19 protein-coding genes and 1 pseudogene are annotated in these 17,613 nt (G+C 66.7%); 5 read left to right on the top strand and 15 right to left on the bottom strand.

Annotated elements, in window-relative coordinates; genetic code table 11:
• Nucleotides 1-67 precede the first annotated feature (67 nt).
• The 6 genes from lepB to QH168_RS15765 all read right to left on the bottom strand — a co-directional run bounded on the left by lepB (nucleotide 68) and on the right by QH168_RS15765 (nucleotide 6,264).
• Nucleotides 68-865 (bottom strand): signal peptidase I, encoded by a 798-nt coding sequence (gene lepB / locus QH168_RS15740; RefSeq protein WP_280235402.1) that lies wholly within the window; start codon nucleotides 863-865, stop codon nucleotides 68-70.
• A 114-nt stretch (nucleotides 866-979) separates the two neighbouring features.
• Nucleotides 980-1,321 carry a 50S ribosomal protein L19 gene (gene rplS / locus QH168_RS15745; RefSeq protein WP_014352079.1) on the bottom strand — a complete coding sequence of 114 codons (342 nt, stop codon included), beginning with the start codon at nucleotides 1,319-1,321 and terminating at the stop codon, nucleotides 980-982.
• A 187-nt stretch (nucleotides 1,322-1,508) separates the two neighbouring features.
• Complete coding sequence (locus QH168_RS15750) at nucleotides 1,509-2,378, bottom strand: hypothetical protein (RefSeq protein ID WP_280235403.1); 870 nt, start codon at nucleotides 2,376-2,378, stop codon at nucleotides 1,509-1,511.
• A 27-nt stretch (nucleotides 2,379-2,405) separates the two neighbouring features.
• Complete coding sequence (locus QH168_RS15755) at nucleotides 2,406-4,835, bottom strand: Tex family protein (RefSeq protein WP_432421111.1); 2,430 nt, start codon at nucleotides 4,833-4,835, stop codon at nucleotides 2,406-2,408.
• A gap of 123 nt (nucleotides 4,836-4,958) precedes the next feature.
• A complete protein-coding gene (locus QH168_RS15760; protein WP_280235404.1) occupies nucleotides 4,959-5,330 on the bottom strand; it encodes a VOC family protein in 372 nt (123 codons plus the stop codon).
• A 79-nt stretch (nucleotides 5,331-5,409) separates the two neighbouring features.
• On the bottom strand, nucleotides 5,410-6,264 hold the full coding sequence (locus QH168_RS15765; protein WP_280235405.1) for a helix-turn-helix transcriptional regulator: 855 nt from the start codon (nucleotides 6,262-6,264) through the stop codon (nucleotides 5,410-5,412).
• Nucleotides 6,265-6,361: 97 nt separating this feature from the next.
• Between QH168_RS15765 and QH168_RS15770 the strand changes: the two genes are divergently transcribed.
• Nucleotides 6,362-7,984, top strand: a complete 1,623-nt coding sequence (locus QH168_RS15770; RefSeq protein ID WP_280235406.1) for an AMP-binding protein — start codon at nucleotides 6,362-6,364, stop codon at nucleotides 7,982-7,984.
• Complete coding sequence (locus tag QH168_RS15775) at nucleotides 7,984-9,606, top strand: AMP-binding protein (RefSeq protein ID WP_280235407.1); 1,623 nt, start codon at nucleotides 7,984-7,986, stop codon at nucleotides 9,604-9,606. The genes QH168_RS15770 and QH168_RS15775 overlap by 1 nt, the downstream gene beginning before the upstream one ends.
• Before the next feature lie 13 nt (nucleotides 9,607-9,619).
• Here the strand turns inward: QH168_RS15775 and QH168_RS15780 are convergent, their stop codons facing one another.
• Both QH168_RS15780 and QH168_RS15785 read right to left on the bottom strand, forming a co-directional pair.
• Nucleotides 9,620-10,219, bottom strand: a complete 600-nt coding sequence (locus tag QH168_RS15780; protein ID WP_280235408.1) for a Uma2 family endonuclease — start codon at nucleotides 10,217-10,219, stop codon at nucleotides 9,620-9,622.
• A gap of 169 nt (nucleotides 10,220-10,388) precedes the next feature.
• A pseudogene (locus tag QH168_RS15785) lies at nucleotides 10,389-10,694 on the bottom strand (nuclear transport factor 2 family protein); the annotation flags it as partial.
• Here QH168_RS15785 and QH168_RS15790 point away from each other — a divergent pair.
• Entirely contained in the window at nucleotides 10,685-11,188 is a 504-nt protein-coding gene (locus QH168_RS15790; RefSeq protein ID WP_280235512.1) for a PadR family transcriptional regulator, read from the top strand. The pseudogene QH168_RS15785 and the gene QH168_RS15790 sit on opposite strands and share 10 nt — an antisense overlap.
• Nucleotides 11,189-11,197: 9 nt before the next feature.
• Here the strand turns inward: QH168_RS15790 and trmD are convergent, their stop codons facing one another.
• Genes trmD through rpsP form a run of 4 tightly spaced genes read right to left on the bottom strand, consistent with a single transcriptional unit; the run spans nucleotide 11,198 to nucleotide 13,128 of the window.
• A complete protein-coding gene (gene trmD / locus QH168_RS15795; protein ID WP_280235409.1) occupies nucleotides 11,198-11,908 on the bottom strand; it encodes a tRNA (guanosine(37)-N1)-methyltransferase TrmD in 711 nt (236 codons plus the stop codon).
• A 13-nt stretch (nucleotides 11,909-11,921) separates the two neighbouring features.
• Nucleotides 11,922-12,449, bottom strand: coding sequence for a ribosome maturation factor RimM (gene rimM, locus QH168_RS15800; RefSeq protein ID WP_280235410.1), 528 nt, complete (start codon nucleotides 12,447-12,449; stop codon nucleotides 11,922-11,924).
• Entirely contained in the window at nucleotides 12,449-12,691 is a 243-nt protein-coding gene (locus tag QH168_RS15805) for an RNA-binding protein (RefSeq protein WP_014352088.1), read from the bottom strand. Before QH168_RS15805 ends, rimM begins: the two co-directional genes overlap by 1 nt.
• Nucleotides 12,691-13,128 (bottom strand): 30S ribosomal protein S16, encoded by a 438-nt coding sequence (rpsP, locus tag QH168_RS15810; protein WP_280235411.1) that lies wholly within the window; start codon nucleotides 13,126-13,128, stop codon nucleotides 12,691-12,693. Before rpsP ends, QH168_RS15805 begins: the two co-directional genes overlap by 1 nt.
• Before the next feature lie 304 nt (nucleotides 13,129-13,432).
• Between rpsP and QH168_RS15815 the strand changes: the two genes are divergently transcribed.
• Together QH168_RS15815 and QH168_RS15820 are read left to right on the top strand one after the other, a co-directional pair.
• Complete coding sequence (locus QH168_RS15815) at nucleotides 13,433-14,047, top strand: TetR/AcrR family transcriptional regulator (RefSeq protein ID WP_280235412.1); 615 nt, start codon at nucleotides 13,433-13,435, stop codon at nucleotides 14,045-14,047.
• Between the two features lie 30 nt (nucleotides 14,048-14,077).
• A complete protein-coding gene (locus tag QH168_RS15820) occupies nucleotides 14,078-14,941 on the top strand; it encodes an SDR family oxidoreductase (protein WP_280235413.1) in 864 nt (287 codons plus the stop codon).
• 67 nt (nucleotides 14,942-15,008) lie between these two features.
• Here the strand turns inward: QH168_RS15820 and QH168_RS15825 are convergent, their stop codons facing one another.
• The 3 genes from QH168_RS15825 to QH168_RS15835 form a co-directional block, all read right to left on the bottom strand.
• On the bottom strand, nucleotides 15,009-15,356 hold the full coding sequence (locus QH168_RS15825) for a Uma2 family endonuclease (RefSeq protein ID WP_280235414.1): 348 nt from the start codon (nucleotides 15,354-15,356) through the stop codon (nucleotides 15,009-15,011).
• A gap of 134 nt (nucleotides 15,357-15,490) precedes the next feature.
• A complete protein-coding gene (ffh, locus tag QH168_RS15830) occupies nucleotides 15,491-17,047 on the bottom strand; it encodes a signal recognition particle protein (RefSeq protein WP_280235415.1) in 1,557 nt (518 codons plus the stop codon).
• A 95-nt stretch (nucleotides 17,048-17,142) separates the two neighbouring features.
• Entirely contained in the window at nucleotides 17,143-17,457 is a 315-nt protein-coding gene (locus QH168_RS15835) for a hypothetical protein (RefSeq protein ID WP_280235416.1), read from the bottom strand.
• Between the last annotated feature and the right edge of the window lie 156 nt (nucleotides 17,458-17,613).

Here is a 17,613-nt window from a genome sequence, read left to right on the forward strand (position 1 = left end):
CGCGGGCCAGCCGTGGTTGTCGAACCGGTCGAGGTAGCCCACAGACCGATTATCGCGCGTACACCCATCAGTTGGTCTGTGGGTCCTGCGCACGCACCGGGCCGATGCGGCCGGGCGGCCAGATCTTGAACACGGCTTTACCCCGGACGTTGTCCACCGGAACGGTGCCCTGTAGTTCATCGCCGACGTGGGCGCGCGAATCGGCGGATTCGTTGCGGTTGTCGCCCATCACCCACAGGTTGCCCTCGGGGACGGTGATCGGCCCGAACACCCGGCCGACGGGGTAGGAGGCGTTCTTCTGACCGGGCACCCAGGGGAAGTCGTCCTCGACGTAGGGCTCGTCCAGCGGTTTGCCGTCGACCATGACCCTGCCCTGCTCATCGCAGCATTCCACCGTCTGCCCTCCGACCGCGATAACGCGCTTGACCAGGTCGTTCTCATCGGGCGGGACCAGTCCGAAGAAGGAGAAGAAGTTCTGCACACCGCGCACCACCGGATTGTCCGAACGGATGGAGCGGTAGTGGGTGTTCCAGGAATCAGGGCCGACGAACACCACGACGTCGCCGGGCTTCGGATCGCCCCAGTAGTAGCTGAGCTTCTGCACATAGATGCGGTCACCGGTGCACCCGGCGCAGCCGTGCAGGGTGGGTTCCATCGACTGCGACGGGATGACGTACGGGCGTCCGACGAAGGTCACCATGAGTGCGGCGATCACGGCCGCGATGACCAGCAGAATCGGCAGTTCCTGCCAGAAGGGCCGCTGTTTCTTGTCCTTGCGCCCGCGCCGACCGCGCCGTGCGCGACGCCCCTGCGGTTGCCCGTCGTCTGCACCGGGCACGGTCACCGACCCACTTTCGTCTGCCACGCCGAACAGATTAGCCCGGCACCGCGAGAAAGCGTGCGGTGCCGGGCTATCCGGGAACTTCTGTGCGCTACCACCGCTCCGGGAAGGACCGGGGTAGCCGCGCGGAGCAGCAGCTCAGCGCTTTTCCTTGATCTTGGCGGCCTTGCCACGCAGATCGCGCAGGTAGTACAGCTTGGCGCGGCGGACATCACCACGGGTCACCACATCGATGTGGTCGATGTTGGGGCTGTGCACCGGGAAGGTGCGCTCCACGCCGACACCGAACGACACCTTGCGGACGGTGAAGGTCTCGCGGATACCGCCACCCTGGCGCCGGATGACGACGCCCTTGAAGACCTGGATGCGCTCCTTCGAGCCTTCGATGACCTTCACGTGCACATTGAGGGTGTCACCGGGCCGGAACTCGGGGACATCGCTGCGCAGCGACTTCTCGTCGACGAAGTCAAGGGTGTTCATTTTCATCCTTCTGGAGTTCGCGCGAACAGAGGAACCTGGCGGCACGTGCTCTACCGGTTCATGCTCCGAATAAGGGGTGCGCCGGGGCAGAGATCACCCAGGGCAACCTGTGCATTGTGCCAGATGGGCCGGGTCGGCCGGAAATCGGCCGGTGTCCGTGGCCGTCCGGGGGAAGTACCGGCCCCGCTCAGTGCGGCGTGTTGCGATCGTGCGACCACAGCGGATGGTGGTGGTGCGGCGCCGGTGGCGCGGCCACCACGGTCCGTTGGAGTTCGGCTTCGGCGGCCGAGCGCGCGTGGGCGACGTCGGGTGTGCCCGCCACCAGGTCCTGTACGAAGATCTTGGCGCGGATCACCGGACGACGGTAGCGCCGCTCCCGGACGATCGCGCGGTACATCAACCGTCTGCGGTCGCCGTAGCGCCACCGCGCCCAGGGCGCTCCCGGCCGGCTCAGCCGCAGCGCGCCGACCACGAGCAGCGGCAGGAAGAACATACCGAACAGGCCGGTCCAGATCTTGCCCTTGGCGATCACGATGGCGGCGAGCACCAGGTTCACCACCGCGAACGCGACGACGAGCACCCGGGCAGGCAGGCTCGGATCCTGGCGGAAGTCATTGATATCGAGCAGCCACAGCGGATGCAGGCCGAGCAACAACAGTCCCGTGACGGCCACCGCGACGAAGACCGCGTCGACCGAGGTGCGGCCCTGTTCTTCCCAGTACACATCGCGCAGGTAGTAGATCAGCGCGAATTCGTCGAGCACCAGCGCCGCACCGACACCGAATCCCGCCGCGAGCAGCGCCCCGGTGGCGTCGCTGCCGTCGTCGAAGGTGCTGATCATCCCGACACCGCACGACAGCACCAGGATCACCCCGAACACCATGTGATGGATGTGGGTGTCACCGGCGCGCAGGTTACCCGGCCACCATCGCACCTTGGCCCGGATCAGCCGGACGCTGACCCGGATCACCAGGAAGCCGAGGATGAACCCGAGCAGGAAGCACAGCAGCGGGAGCCTGCCCTGCGCGATCACATCCTCGTCGAGCCATCGCCGCATACCTGCCCCCGCTCCCGGACCCTGTCGCTACTTTCCGAAACCCGCCCGGCGCAATGCGTCGGCCATGGCCCCGTTTGTCGGTGCGGCATCGCGGCGTTGGTTGCGGCCCTGCCCTTGACCACGGTTCTGGCCCTGACCACGACCCTGGCCCTGGCCCTGGCGGTTCTGACCCTGGTTGCGGTTCGCACCACCCTGCCCGCCCTGCTTGGTCTGTCCCTCGGCACCGCCACGACCGCGGTCGCCAGGTCCACGACCGCGTTCCGGCTTGGCCGCCCCTGGTTCGTCGTCCAGACGCAGCGACAGACCGATGCGCTGGCGGGCGACGTCGACCTCGAGCACCTTCACCTTGACCACATCGCCCGATTTCACGACCTCGCGCGGGTCCTTGACGAAGTTGTGCGACATGGCCGAGACGTGCACCAGACCGTCCTGATGCACACCCACATCGACGAACGCACCGAAGGCCGCCACATTGGTGACCACACCCTCGAGCACCATGCCCGGTTCCAGGTCGGCGACCTTCTCCACGCCCGCGGCGAATTCGGCGGTCTTGAACTCCGGGCGCGGGTCGCGGCCCGGCTTCTCCAGCTCGCTGATGATGTCGGTGACGGTCGGGACACCGAATCGCTCATCGGTGAACTCGCCCGGGTTCAGCGCGCGCAGCGCACCGGTGTTGCCGATGATCTCGGCGATGCCGCGGCCGGTCGATTCCAGGATGCGCCGCACCACCGGATACGCCTCGGGATGCACGGCGGAGGTGTCGAGCGGGTCGTCACCTTCGCGTATGCGCAGGAAGCCAGCGCACTGCTCGAACGCCTTCGGCCCGAGCCGAGCCACGTCGAGTAGCGCGGTGCGGCTGCGGAACGGTCCGTGCTGATCGCGGTGCGACACAATGCTTTCGGCCAGCGATCCGGCGATACCGGAGACACGCGACAGCAGCGGCACCGACGCGGTGTTCACATCGACACCGACCGCGTTCACCGCGTCTTCGACGACGGCGCCGAGCGAACGTGCCAGCAGGGTTTCGGAGACGTCGTGCTGGTACTGGCCGACACCGATGGATTTGGGGTCGATCTTCACCAGTTCGGCCAGCGGGTCCTGGAGGCGGCGGGCGATGGAGACCGCACCGCGCAGCGATACGTCCATATCGGGCAGTTCCTGCGAGGCATACGCCGAGGCGGAATACACCGAGGCGCCCGCTTCGGAGACCACGATCTTGGTCGGCTTGTTCTCCGGGATCCGGGAGATCAGTTCGGCGGCAAGGGCATCGGTCTCGCGGGAGGCGGTGCCATTGCCGATGGCGATCAGTTCCACGCCGAACCGGGCGACGAGCGCACCGAGTACCGCGAGGGACTTCTCGGTCTGGCCCTGCGGTTTGTGCGGATAGATGACCTCGGTGGCCACCACTTTGCCGGTGGCGTCCACCACGGCAACCTTGACGCCGGTGCGGTAGCCCGGGTCGAGCCCCATCGTGGTGCGGGTGCCGCCGGGGGCGGCGAGCAGCAGATCACGCAGGTTGGCGGCGAAGACGTCGACGGCGTCCTTCTCGGCCGCCTGCCGCAACCGCATCCTGGTATCGATGCCGAGGCTCACCTGCAATTTGGTGCGCCAGGCCCAGCGCACGGTGTCGAGCAGCCAGCTGTCGGCCGGTCGGCCTTGATCGGCGATGCCGAAGCGCATCGCGATGCGACCTTCGTAGATCGTGCGCTCCCCCGGTTCCGGTTCCTCGGCATCGGGCTGCAAATGCAGGGTCAGCACTTCTTCTTTCTCGCCGCGCAGCAGCGCGAGAATTCGGTGCGAGGGCAGTGTGTCGAACGGTTCGCTGAACTCGAAGTAGTCGGCGAACTTCGCACCGGCTTCTTCCTTGCCCGCGCGCACGGTGGAGCTGACCTGGCCGCGCTGCCACATGAGTTCACGCAGCTCACCGACCAGATCGGCATCTTCGGCGAACCGTTCGACCAGGATGGCGCGCGCGCCGTCGAGCTGTTCGCCGGTGTACTGCGCCGGATCGGTGGTCGGATCGCCGATCAGCGCGTCGGCGACCGGCTCATGACCGGCTTCGCGCGCGATCTGGGCCTTGGTGCGCCGCTTCGGCTTGTACGGCAGGTAGATGTCTTCGAGGCGGGCCTTGGTCTCGGCCAGCATGATCTGGCGGTGCAGTTCGTCGTCGAGTTTGCCCTGGCCGCGAATGGATTCCAGGATCGAAGCCCGACGCTCGTCGAGTTCGCGCAGGTAGTACAGCCGCTCCTCGAGGGTGCGTAGCTGGGCGTCGTCCAGACCGCCGGTGACCTCTTTGCGGTAGCGCGCGATGAACGGGACGGTCGAACCGGCGTCGAGCAGTTCGACGGCGGCACGGACCTGGTTCTCCCGCACCGCCAGTTCGTCGGCGATGCGACGGCTGACGGTGCCGGATACCACCGGGGCTGCCCCGGTGGCGGTGGTCTGGTCGGTGCGGATCGTCTCGGGACTCGAGGTCTCAGGCGCAGTCGTCACGACCCGCACACTACCGTCGCCCGCTGACAGGTGACCGGCACCCGTAGCCGTCGGGCTCGGCCGCGAAGCCCGAGGCCGGGCCGGGTGCTATTCCGGCGGTGTCACCGTAGTGATGCAGAATGGGTGGCCCGAGGGGTCGAGTAGGACGCGCCACCGGTCGCCCGGTTGCATCGGTGCCACGGTGGCGCCCAATTCCACGGCGCGGTCGACGCATTCGTCGAGGTCGCGGTCGTCGTCGGCGGCCAGGTCCAGGTGCACGATCGAGGATCCCGGCCAGATCGGTCGTTGATGGTCGGCGACGCGGTGGGCGATCAGCGCCAGGCCCGACGAGATACGCACCCCCACACTGCTTTCCTTGCGCCACAGCGTCTTTCCGCCGAGCAGATCCAGGTAGAACTGGGCAAGAGATTCGGGGTCGGCACTGTCGAGGGACAGTCCGACTACTCGCAACTGCGGCACGGCGGTGAGTATAGAGGCGTGACCGAGCACGGTTCGACGTCGGGCCACGCGGGGCGGGAACCGCGAAATCGACGCGGGCTCAGGGGATCAGGCCGAGACGGCGGGCGGTGACGACGGCCTCGTGCCTGGAGTGGGCGTCGAGCTTGTTCATCGCGCTGCGCAGATAGCTCTTGACGGTCTCGGGGCCGACGCAGAGGCGTTGGGCGACCTCATGATTGGAACAGCCGAGCGCCACCTGGACCAGTACGTCGAGTTCACGACGCGACAGACGCGGGGCGTCGGCGGCCGGTGCACCGGACAGCGCCCGCGTCAGCCGCGCACCCACGGCGCGCAACCGATCCCGGAGCCGCTCATCGGCCACCGAATACGCGATATCGCGTAGTTCGGCGTGGATGCCACGCAGTTCCTCGACCACCGCGCCCGCAGTCGCGGGAGGCGCGGAGGCGGCTTCCAACAGCCGTAGCCGACGATCCACCTCGTCGCGAATGGTGATCTCGGTGGCGAGTCGGCGCCCGGCTCGCAGCAATGCGTCCGCGGTGCGGTCGCCGAGCGCGCCGGTGCCGCGGGTGGCCGCGTACAGCACCGCACGCGGAGCATCGTCGACCACCACCGGCACCGCGACGACCGAGCGGATGCCCTCACCGACGACGGGGCCGTCGTAATGGTGGGTGATCGTCGGTGCGTTGCGGTAGTCGGAGACCAGTCCCGGACGCCCGGAATCCATCACCTGACCACCCAACCCAGACGTGCGCACCACCGACAGCCCACGCAAGCCGTTGGTCCGAACCCCGAAGAACTCGGTCAGCAGCAGGGTGTCGGCATGCACCTCACCACCGAACAGCACCGGAACCCCGGTCGTGCCCGCGACCCGGCGGATCTCGGCGCGTACGGCATCGCCGTCGCGCGGGCGGAGCAGCGGTGACGGGTTGGTCATGGAATGTCACCCCTTTTCGGGGGTAGTGCCGAACCAGGTGTGACCTACATCCTATGGCAACAGCCGGTGAGCTGGATCACGACCGAGGAGATGCGAGATGGGGATCGACCCGAACGCGCGGGTACGCGAGCTGCTGGAATGCTATGACCGCGCCGATGCGAACGCTGCCGAGCTGCTGTGTGACCGGCATCCGGCCGACGCCGTCGCGTTCACCGTCATCGACAGCGAGCTGTCGTCCACCGATCTGACCTATGGCGAACTGCGCGTGAAGTCCGAGCGGTTCGCGGCGGCCTTGGCGGGGCTCGGCGTAGAGCCGGGTGATCGAGTCGCCACGCTGATGGCCAAATCCGAGGACCTGGTGGTGGCGCTGCTCGGTATCTGGCGGCGCGGTGCGGTGCACGTCCCGCTGTTCACCGCGTTCGCGCCACCCGCGATCGCGTTCCGGCTGATGACCAGTGGAGCGTCGGTGGTGGTCGTCGACCCGGACCAGGCCGACAAGCTGGCGCCCGGAGACGATATCCCCGTGGATCCGCCGTGGCGCACGATCGTCAGCGGTGACGGCGCGTCCTCCGCCGCGCTGCGGATGAAGGACCTGCTCGCCACCGACGCGCCCGTCGAACCGGCGGTCTCGGTCGGCGGTGACGGCCTGCTGGTCCAGCTGTTCACCAGCGGAACCACCGGCACCCCGAAGGGCGTGCCCATCCCGGTGCGCGCGCTCGCCTCGTTCCACGCCTATCAGGAGTTCGCGCTGGATGTGCGCCCGGACGATGTGTTCTGGAACGCCGCGGACCCGGGCTGGGCCTACGGCCTCTATTACGCGATCCTCGGACCGCTGGCCAGCGGAATCCGCAGCCTGCTGTTGCATGCCGGTTTCTCCCCCGCATTGACCTGGCAGGTGATGGAGCGGTTCGGCGTCACGAATTTCGCGGCCGCGCCCACCGTCTATCGCGCGTTGCGCGCGGATACTTCGGCGGCGCCCGAGGTGCGGTTGCGGCGGGCGTCGTCGGCGGGTGAGCCATTGACACCCGAGGTCGTCGCCTGGTCCGCGGACACCCTCGGCGTGGCCGTGCGCGATCACTACGGGCAGACCGAACACGGCATGGTGATCTGCAATGCCTGGCACGACGAGCTGAACACGGAGGCGCCCGCGGGTTCGATGGGCCGGTCGCTACCCGGCTGGGCGTGCGCCGTGCTCGCCGATGACGCCGATACCGAAGCGCCCACCGGAGAGTTGGGGCGTATCGCCATCGATACCGAACGCAGTCCGCTGCTGTGGTTCCTCGGCTATCTCGACGCGCCGGAACGGACCGCGCAACGCTACACCGCGGACGGACGCTGGTATCTGACCGGCGACGCGGGTTCCCAGGACGCCGACGGGTTCTTCCACTTCTCCGCCCGCGACGACGATGTGATCATCATGGCCGGCTACCGGATCGGCCCGTTCGAGGTGGAGAGTGTGCTGGTGCTGCACGAGGATGTCGCCGAGGCGGCCGTGGTCGGCAGACCTGACGAATTGCGCGGTGAGGTGCTCGAAGCGTTCGTCGTGGTGCGGGAAGGCCGCACCGGTGGCGAGGAACTGGAAGCCGAACTGCAAACGCTGGTGAAGAAGAAGTTCGCCGCACACGCCTATCCTCGCCGGGTGCATTTCGTGCCGAACCTGCCCAAGACACCCAGCGGTAAAGTGCAGCGGTTTCTGCTGCGGCAGCAGGGGGTTCGGTGATGAATGCGCTGCCGAGCTACGCATCGGGGATCTCCGAGACCCCGCTGCTCGGTGACACCATCGGCGCCAACCTGGACCGGACCGCCGCCGAGTTCGGCGACCGGGAGGCTCTGGTGGACCATCCTTCCGGGCGACGATGGACCTACCGTGAACTGCGCGCCGCCGTCGACTCGCTCGCCACCGGCCTGGCCGCGCGCGGTATCACCGCGGGCGATCGGGTCGGGATCTGGGCGCCGAACTGCCCGGAATGGTTTCTCATCCAGTACGCGACCGCCAAGATCGGTGCGATCCTGGTCAATATCAATCCCGCCTATCGCACGAGCGAACTGGAGTATGTGCTGGGGCAGGCGGGTGTGCGGATGCTGGTGTCGGCGCCGGAGTTCAAGTCCTCGGACTATGTGGCGATGATCGAACAGGTACGACCGAATTGCCCCGGTCTGGAACAGGTGCTCGTCCTCGGTACGGCGCAGTGGGATGCGTTGGCGCGCACCACCGCCGATCAGGATCTGCTGGCGACCCGAGCCGCCGAGCTGTCCATGGACGATCCGATCAATATCCAGTACACCTCCGGGACAACGGGTTTCCCGAAGGGCGCCACCCTCAGCCATCACAATATCCTCAACAACGGCTATTTCGTCGGTGAGCTGTGCGGCTACACCGAGCAGGACCGGATCTGTGTCCCCGTGCCGTTCTATCACTGCTTCGGCATGGTGATGGGCAACCTTGCGGCCACGAGTCACGGTGCGGCGATCGTGATTCCGGCGCCGTCGTTCCAGCCCGCGGCCACGCTCGCGGCGGTCGCCGCCGAACGGTGCACCTCGCTCTACGGCGTCCCGACCATGTTCATCGACATGCTGGCGCAACTGGAGGAATCCGCGGTGGATCTGTCCACGCTGCGTACCGGGATCATGGCGGGATCGCCGTGCCCGGTGGAGGTGATGAAACGCGTCATCGATCGGATGGGAATGAGTGAGGTGTCGATCTGCTACGGCATGACCGAAACCTCACCGGTGTCGACCCAGACCCGCCGCGACGACAGCATCGACCGCCGCACCGCCACCGTCGGCCGGGTGGGCCCACACCTGGAGATCAAGATCATCGATCCGGTCACCGACCGCACCGTCGCGCGCGGTGAACCCGGCGAACTGTGCACCCGTGGCTATTCGGTGATGCTCGGCTACTGGAACGACCCCGAACGCAGCGCCGAAGCCATCGACGCCGCCCGCTGGATGCACACCGGCGATATCGGCGTCATGGACGAGGACGGTTATCTCGCCATCACCGGCCGCATCAAGGACATGGTCATCCGCGGCGGCGAGAACATCTACCCCCGCGAGATCGAGGAATTCCTCTACACCCACCCCGATATCCTCGACGCCCAGGTCATCGGTGTCCCCGACCCCAAATACGGCGAAGAACTCATGGCCTGGGTCCGCATGCGCGAAGGCACCGCACCCCTCGACGCCGACGCCGTGCGCGTGTTCTGCGCGGGAAAGCTCGCGCACTTCAAGGTGCCGCGGTATGTGCACGTGGTGGACGAGTTCCCGATGACAGTGACCGGAAAAGTGCGCAAAGCGCAGATGCGCGAAATGGCGAGAGGGCTACTCGGACTCGAGGACTGAGCACCTCCTCGGCTCAGACCTGCTCCAATACCGCGAACGGGATCGTCACCTCGACCGGTTCATCGAGTAGCAGTACCCGCCGGTGAACGGCATGGGCACGGTAGCGACGACCCGACCAGTCGAGCCGGTATTCCTCGATTTCCTCGATCAGCTCTTCCTTCTGATCGAGCCGGACAATGAGATACCGGGGAATACCGGCGGCCGCGTATTGGATTCGCTTGTCAGTGATATCCGCATCGATGGTCGACTCCGACGTCACCTCGACCACCAGTAACAGGTGATCGCGCACGGTATTGACGTCATAAGGTTCGCAGTCCCGAATCCAGATATCCGGATACCGGATATTCAAGCGCCGATCCGCAGCAGACGAATCCGCATCAGGAAAGCGAGCGGCTACGTCGGAATCCACGACCATGCACGGACCTCCATCACGCCTGGCAGCCTCGAGCAGGCCCGCCAGCCGTCGAACCACCCGACTATGCAGCGGGCTCTGCGCCATCATCCGCACGACACGTCCATCGACGATCTCGATCTCACCGAGTTCGGCTGCCGCGCCGTCGGCGAAGTCCTCAGCTGTCAGTCGCAGCTCATTCTGTGGATCCGGAGCGCTCATACGACACATCATTACAGACGACGGTCGCCAGGCCGGGCGTAGCGCCAGGGCGGCGTCCAGCTATTCGGCGCGGACCTGACCGGCGAGTTTGCCGCGGACGACGAGGGTTGGCTCAGTGCAGGTCCCGGGTGGGCCGCACGAGGCACCGGAACGCGAAGGGCGTCGTCTCTCACGCCCGGTTCGCCTCTCGCTCGAGCTGTGCGGCGGCCTCGGCCGAGATGCGCTCGAACTGCTCGCCCATGCGGACGGACAGCGCTTGGGCGGCCGAGAGCGGGCGGACCATGACCATGAGATCGTCGATCTTGCCATCGTCGCCGAGGTGCAGGAAGTCGCAGCCGGTCAACTGCTTCCCGTCGACGGTGGCCTCGAATACGAGGGCATGATCGCGACCGTTCGGATCGGCGATCTCGCGGACGTAGCGGAAGTCCTCGAGGACACCGATGACCGCACGCGTCCGGTTATGACCTGGCCAAGGGTTTCGACGCCTCGGTGGCCAATTTCTGGATGGCCACGCCCCAGCAGCTGTACAAGGAGTTGGAGCGGATGGCGGCCGATGGCCTCGTGGAGACCCGCATCGTGCAGCAGGAGCGCCGCCCCAACAAGCGGTTGCACACCATCACCCCCGCCGGGCGGGCGGCACTGCACGAGTTCATTGCCACTGCGGCCAAACCCACCGCCATCCGGGACGAGATGATGGTGAAGGTGCAGGGCATGGACGCCGACGACATATCCGTCGTGCGCGCGGCGGTGGCCGACACACTGGAGTGGTCCAAGACGAAGCTGGCCCGCTACGAGCGCCTGCGTTCCCGGCTGTTGGACGGTCGCAGCGAACAGGCGTACCTGGCCGAGGCGGAACGGATCGGGCCCTATCTCACGCTGCTGCGCGGAATCTCCTTCGAGCAGGAGAACATTCGCTGGGCCGAGTTCGCATTGTCGGTGATGGATCGGCGCATCGCCACGCAGGCTTGAGCAGCCCGCTCATTCGTTGTCGGACAACAGATCCGGACGACGCTCACGGGTCCGCGACAACGACTGTTCCCGCCGCCACGCCGCCACCTTGGCGTGATCGCCGGACAGCAGGATCGGCGGCACATCGAGCCCACGCCAGCTCACCGGCCGGGTGTAGCTCGGACCTTCGAGCAGTCCGAGACCTTCTGGCCCCTGCGCTTCGACCGAGAACGAATCCTCTTGGTGCGACAGCTGATTGCCGAGCACACCGGGGATCAAACGCACCACGGCCTCGGTCATGACCAGCACCGCGGCCTCGCCGCCGATCAGCACATAGTCGCCGATGCTGACCTCTTCGACCCGGACCCGGCGGGCGGCGTCGTCGAAGACACGCTGGTCGATGCCTTCGTAGCGGCCACAGGCGAACACCACGTGTTGTTCGGTGGCCCAGCGTTCGGCCGTCCGCTGGGTGAATCGAACCCCGGCCGGGGTGGGGACCACGAGGAGGGCGTCATCCGGGCAGACCTCATCGAGGGCATCGCCCCAGACGGTGGGTTTCATGACCATGCCCGGGCCGCCACCGTAGGGGGAATCATCGACGGATTTGTGCACGTCATGGGTCCAGCGGCGCAGGTCGTGGACCTCGACGGAGATCAGGCCCTTATCAATGGCCTTGCCGAGCAAGGCCGTGCGCAGCGGCTCGAGATACTCCGGGAAAATGGTGACCACGTCGATCTTCATGACGCCGACCGCCTCATTCGGGATCCAGCAGACCCTCGGGCGGATCGATCACGATCAGCCCATCGGCCACCGACACCGTCGGCACGATGGCCATGACGAACGGGATCAGGATCTCACGTCCGTCGTCGTCGGCGGCGCGCACCGACAGCAATTCTCCTGCGGCGGAATGCAATACCTCGATCACGGTGCCGACCGCGGTGCCGTCGGCGAGTTCGACCCGTAGGCCTTCGAGTTCGTGATCGTAGAACTCGTCCGGATCCTGCGATGGCCCGAGATCCGCACTGTCCACCAGGAACAGCATGCCGCGCAGTTCATCGGCGGCGGTGCGGTCGGAGACTCCGGCCACCTGCACGAGGAGTCGGCCCGAGTGCTCCCGGGCCGACTCCACGGTGAAGGCACGGACTTCCGTCGACCGCGCCAACCGTCCACGCAGGGTGGTACCGGGCGCGAAACGCGCCTCCGGCTCATCGGTGCGTACGTCGACGACCAATTCTCCGCGCACGCCGTGCGACTTGGCGACACGACCTACGACGAGTTCCATTACGCGTCGGTGTCCACCACGTCGACCCGGATACCCCGGCCGCCGATACCGGCAACGAGGGTGCGCAGCGCGGTCGCGGTACGTCCACCGCGCCCGATCACCTTGCCCAGATCATCGGGATGGACGTGCACCTCGACCGTCCGCCCGCGGCGGCCGGTGATCAGCTCGACGCGCACGTCATCGGGGTTGGCGACGATGCCGCGAACCAGATGTTCGACGGCATCGGCGACGACAGCACTCATTACTCGGCGGCCTCGGCCGACTCGGCGCCCTCAGCGGCCTCGTCCTTCTTGGCGGCCTTCTTCTTGGGGGTGACGGCCTCGGCGACCGGCTCGTTGTCGGCGGCGGCGAGCGCGGCGTTGAACAGGTCGAGCTTGGAGGTCTTGGCTTCCTTGACCTTCAGGGTGCCCTCGGCGCCCGGCAGGCCCTTGAACTTCTGCCAGTCACCGGTGATCTCCAGCAGACGCTGCACCGGCTCGGTCGGCTGCGCGCCGACACCCAGCCAGTACTGCACGCGCTCGGAATCGATCTCGATCAGCGAGGGCTCTTCCTTCGGGTGGTACTTGCCGATGGACTCGATGGCCCGGCCGTCACGGCGGGTGCGCGCGTCGGCGACGACGACGCGGTACTGCGGGTTACGAATCTTGCCCAAGCGGGTGAGCTTGATGCGAACAGCCATTGCTGATCTACCTTTCGAGGTTGGTCACGGCGCAATTCGGCGACCCACATGGTCTGCGAGCCCGGTTTTGCGGTTGAAGTGTGTGACCGCCGCGCGGTACGTGACCGGAGACGGGCTGACACTGTCCATACGGACGATCGACCATTGTGCCAGACGCCTGGGCTGCGCCTGAAATCGGTCCAGCGGCTCAGGCGCCCCTCTCTCGGCCGCGCCAGCTGTCGATGGCGCGGCCCGACAGCTCACTACCCCGCCGAGACAACAGCAAAGCTTGCCAAGAATTACTCATCCGAGTAACAATTTACTTGTGCAAGTAACAGACGGATCAGCGGCCATCTCCCCCGCCGCCGCCGAGCGACGCAGGCAGATCGTGGCCGCGACGATGCAGGTGCTGGCCGAGGTCGGCTATGCCAAGACCTCGTTCGCGAAGATCGCCGAGCACGCGGGGCTCAGCAGCACGCGATTGATCTCGTATCACTTCAGCGGCAAGGACGAGTTGATGCGCGATGTGCTGGTGGCAGCCAAGGACGCCGCCGTGGAATTCATCGGACCGCGGATCATGGCCACCACCGATCACCGGTCCTGGTTGGCCGCCTATATCACCGCGAACATGGTGTTCATGCGCGACCGCACGGCAGTGCTGCGTGCGTTGATCGAGCTCAACAGCAATGCCAGGGCGGCGCTCGGGGACCAGTTCGTCGACGCCGCGGCCGTCGGCTCACCGCTCGACGCTCTCGAACAGGCCCTGCGCGAGGGGCAGGCCGCAGGCGCCTTCCGTGACTTCGACCCCCACGTCATGGCGGTGGCGCTGCGCGCGGCCATCGACACCATCGCGATCGGATACGCCGAGGATCAGGCCGCTGACGTCGAGCTCTTCGCCGCCGAACTCGTCACGCTGTTCGACCGCGCGACCGCCGCCTGATTCACCAGAACTCCCACCGAAAGGAATGCAATGAAACTGGAAACCGGACAGGTCGCCGTGGTCACCGGCGCCGCCGATGGCATCGGACGGGCGATTGCCGAGACCCTGCATGCCCGCGGGATCCGCGTGGTGCTGGCCGATATCGATGGCGATGGCCTCGCAAAGGCCGCCGAGGAGATCGGCCACGACACTCCCGCGGTCCCGACCGATGTCGCCGACCCCCAACAGGTCCAGCGATTGGCCGAGACCACCCTGCGACTCTTCGGCCGGGTCGATCTGGTGTTCAACAATGCCGGAACGGGCGCAGGCGGGCCGATCTGGGCGGTGGAACCCGATGACTTGCAACGAGTCTGGGCCGTCAACGTCCAGGGTGTCATCAACGGGATGCGCGCGTTCGTCCCGCATATGATCGAGGCGGGTCGCGGACACATCATCAACACGTCGTCCCTGGCCGGGGTGACCACGGGCCTGTTCAACGGGCCCTACACCGCCAGCAAGCACGCGGTCGTCTCATTGACCGAGTCACTGCACGGCGAACTGGCCGTCCTTGCACCCGGCATCGGCGCCACCGTGGTGTGTCCCGGCCCGGTCGACACCCAGATGCTGCGCGGCGTCACCGACGGCGTCGGATCATTACTCGGCGACGGTGTCCCCGTACAGCCCACCGAAGGGTGGTTCGGCACGCTCACCCCTGACCAGTGGGAACGTCTCACGCCCGGCCTCGGCATCATCTCTCGGATGGCGACCGAGATGATGCCTGCCGCGCAGGCCGCCGAGATCATCCTCGCGGCTGTAGAGGCCGACCGCCTCTATGTCACCACTCACCCGAACATGGCCACCCAGGCCAGCGACCGAGTCGCCGCGATCGTGGCCGATATGCAGGCATCCGCGTAGCCGGTGACGACCGAATCCGGACCGATGCCCGAGGCACACGGGATCGGGCCGGATTCGAGCCGCGGCACTACGTTGTCAGCTCGGCGGTGTTCACTACGACAGGTACCGGCCCCGGCGCCTTGACGGTCTCTCCGGCCGCGGCGCGAACCACCTGTCGGTAGCCGTGTTCCCCCATCGAATACCCCGAGAAGACGACAGGCTTTCCCACCGGCATTTCCACCACCCACAGGTACGGAACCCGCGCCGATGCGTAACCGGCGATCTTGGTGTCCCGCTCCTCCCTGGTGTTGCCGGGCGACCAGATCTCTACCGCCAGAACCACATTCTCGGGTGCAAAGCTGGTCTGGTTGATATCGGTGTCGACGATGACGATGTCGGGAATCACCCCGGTGCGGAACGCTGTGTTGATACGCACCGCGACCGCAGGCAATACCCGCAGGTGCGAGTAGCCGCAGGTGCGAGTAGCCGCAGCGGATCACCCTCGGGGCAGACACCGTATTCTGTCGATCCCGGCCGAGCCACCCATTCGTGGCTACGGCTGGGCGCGGCCTACTTGTTCGGGAACTTCAGCTTCGACAGGTCGAAGCCCTCGAGTCCCGGGGGGAGCTGGTCGAGACCGGCGGGCATACCGGACAGGTCGGGCATACCCGCGGGCATACCGGGCATACCGCCCGGGAAACCGCCACGCACCTTCGGCGGGGTCGGGCCGCGGCCGCCCTTCTTCCCCTTCTTGCCCTTTTTGTTGCTGCGGCGGTTCGCGCCGGGCATGCCCATCTGGCGGCCCATCGCGGCCATCATCTTCTTGGCCTCGAAGAAGCGATCGACGAGCTGGTTGACGTCGGAGACCTGCACGCCCGAGCCGTTGGCGATGCGCAGGCGGCGGGAGGCGTTGATGATCTTGGGGTTATCGCGTTCGGCCGGGGTCATACCGCGGATGATGGCCTGCACGCGGTCGAGCTGCTTGTCGTCGACCTGGGCGAGGACGTCCTTCATCTGGCCCGCGCCGGGCAGCATGCCGAGCAGGTTGCCGATGGGGCCCATCTTGCGGATGGCGAGCATCTGGTCGAGGAAGTCCTCGAGGGTCAGCTCACCGCTGCCGATCTTGCGCGCGGCCTCCTCGGCCTGCTGCTGGTCGTAGACCTGCTCGGCCTGTTCGATGAGGGTGAGCACATCACCCATGCCGAGGATGCGGCTGGCCATCCGGTCCGGATGGAAGACGTCGAAGTCCTCGAGCTTTTCACCGGTGGAGGCGAACATGATCGGCGCGCCGGTGACATTGCGGACGCTGAGCGCGGCGCCACCGCGGGCGTCACCGTCGAGCTTGGTGAGCACGACGCCGGTGAAACCGACGCCGTCGCGGAATGCCTCGGCGGTGGTGACGGCGTCCTGGCCGATCATGGCGTCGAGCACGAACAGCGTCTCGTCCGGCTGCACGGCATCACGGATACCGGCGGCCTGGGCCATCAGTTCGGCGTCGATACCGAGACGACCGGCGGTGTCGACGATCACCACGTCGTACTGCTTCTTCCTGGCCTCGGCCACACCGGCCTCGGCGACGGCGACCGGATCGGCGGCCGAGACGCCGAGCGCATTATCGCCGCCACCGACCGAGGTGCCGGGGTGGGGCGCGAAGACCGGGACGCCCGCGCGCTCACCGACCACTTGCAGCTGGGTGACGGCGCCCGGACGTTGCAGGTCACAGGCCACCAGCAACGGCTGATGCCCCTGCCCCTTGAGCCAGGTGGCCAGCTTGCCCGCGAGGGTGGTCTTACCGGCACCCTGCAAACCGGCGAGCATGATGACCGTCGGCGGAGTCTTGGCCAGCGTGATGCGGCGGGTCTCGCCGCCGAGGATGGCGACCAGCTCCTCGTTGACGATCTTGACGACCTGCTGGGCGGGGTTCAGCGCCGCGGAGACCTCGGCGCCCTTGGCGCGCTCCTTGATCTTGGCGATGAAACCGCGCACCACCGGCAGCGCGACATCGGCTTCCAGCAGTGCGAGGCGGATCTCGCGGCAGGTGGCGTCGATGTCAGCCGGCGACAGACGTCCCTTACCGCGTAGGTCCTTGAGGGCACCGGTAAGCCGGTCGGAAAGGGATTCGAACACCGATCGCGCTCCTGATCTCGAGTGACGTCACTACATCCCAGCGTAATGGGATCACCGGACTGCGCACGCAGCCGGTGTGCACTGGGTGCGCGAGGTTACTCCGCCGCGCGCCGGCGCGGGATGCGAGTGCGCCGATAGTCGTGGTTTTCCCTGGCCACCATGAACGCGGCCTCACGACCGGTCAGGCCGAGTTCGAGGGCCAGACCGTCCAGCGCGGTCCAATCACCTTCCACCGGCAGCCCGGACGTGGCGACCGACGCCGCGATGGTCATCGCGGTGACCGCCTGCCGTCCGGTCAGGGTGCGGCCGGGTAGCCAGGACACCACCCAGAGATCCCCGCCGACGCAGCGGGCGACATGCGGGGTCACATCACTGGTCATGATCGACGAGGCGACGACTTCGATTGCCACCGACCTGCTCCCCTCGTATGCGACAGCCCGACGCACCGATCCTAAGGGCCGATGATCGCGTCGTAGGGATTTCCAGCAAATCATGTGCAAAGGACTGCTTTTCGGATTACGACGAGGTCACAGCATTGTTCGGTCGATCAGACACGAATATCGCAG

It is taken from the genome of Nocardia cyriacigeorgica (assembly GCF_029868385.1).
Lineage (GTDB): Bacteria > Actinomycetota > Actinomycetes > Mycobacteriales > Mycobacteriaceae > Nocardia > Nocardia cyriacigeorgica_F.